Annotated in this window: 2 protein-coding genes; both read left to right on the top strand. The window is 40.0% G+C overall.

What is annotated here, in order from left to right; all coding sequences use genetic code 11:
* The first annotated feature begins 207 nt into the window (after positions 1–207).
* The gene (locus tag F6K51_RS38100) at positions 208–618 is read left to right on the top strand and encodes a XisH family protein (protein ID WP_075898016.1); all 411 of its coding nucleotides are present in this window, start codon (positions 208–210) and stop codon (positions 616–618) included.
* On the top strand, positions 609–950 hold the full coding sequence (locus F6K51_RS38105) for a XisI protein (protein ID WP_075898014.1): 342 nt from the start codon (positions 609–611) through the stop codon (positions 948–950). Before F6K51_RS38100 ends, F6K51_RS38105 begins: the two co-directional genes overlap by 10 nt.
* Positions 951–1048 lie beyond the last annotated feature (98 nt).

Below are 1048 nucleotides of genomic sequence, written 5' to 3' on the forward strand. Positions count from 1 at the left end.
CGTCATTTCAGCCTACGAAAAATCAAGGTTTGACCCCAGTTTGACAGAAGAAGGATAATATACAATACAATGTAGTGCCCTCTAAATAGTCTGATATGTCTGAAGGAGTGCAAGACAAGTGCGAATCAGTAGGGAGAGACTGCAATATCCCCAGGTTTATTAAATTAGGGTAGACGAGGTTAAACGATCTATGCTGAGAAGGTTGATATGGTCAAAGATCGGTTTCATTTTGTTGTGAGAACTGCTTTAGAAAAAGACAACTGGCATATCACGGCAGATCCTTACGAAATTCGGATCGATGATGTATATTTTGAGATTGATTTAGGAGCGGAGCAACTATTAGCAGCAGAACGAAAAAATCAGAAAATTGCTGTTGAAGTTAAAAGTTTTATCAGTCCATCCAAGGTTTCTGACTTTCATATGGCATTGGGGCAATTCCTAAACTATCGAGATGCACTGGCAAGGATTGAACCCGATCGCCAGCTTTATTTGGCTGTGCGAGAGCCAATTTATGAAAGTTTTTTCCAGCGACGCTTCATCATGGCAGCAGTTGATCGTTATCAGATTAGATTAGTAATTTATGATGTGAAACAGGAGGTAATTGTTCAATGGCTGTAGAGCAATATCGCCAGTATATTCGACATCTTCTTTCGCAACGTGCTCAACGGGCTTCACGGCAAACAATTGCACCAGAATACGAGGTTCAGACTGTCTTTGATACAGAGCAGGATCACTACCAACTGCTCTATGTTGGTTGGCGTGGGAATAAACGTGATTTTGGCTGTATTTTACATGTTGATATCAAGGGTGGAAAAATTTGGATTCAGCATGATGGCACGGAAGAGGGACTTGCCAACCGATTAGTGGAAATGGGAGTGCCTAAACACGATATTGTTTTAGCTTTTCATGAACCTGAAGTACGTGAGTTTACCGGTTTTGGTATAGGTTAAGGATTCGAATAGATTTACAGATTAATCCCGAAAATACTATTATTCAATGCCTGCTAAATATATTCATCATGATACTGTAAAAGCTGCCCTAATCAAAA

This window comes from Moorena sp. SIO3I8 (genome assembly GCF_010692325.1).
Taxonomy (GTDB): domain Bacteria; phylum Cyanobacteriota; class Cyanobacteriia; order Cyanobacteriales; family Coleofasciculaceae; genus Moorena.

Coding starts and splice junctions, on each gene's coding strand:
- F6K51_RS38100 (WP_075898016.1), top strand. CDS start 208: ATGGTCAAAGATCGGTTTCATTTTGTTGTGAGAACTGCTTTAGAAAAA.
- F6K51_RS38105 (WP_075898014.1), top strand. CDS start 609: ATGGCTGTAGAGCAATATCGCCAGTATATTCGACATCTTCTTTCGCAA.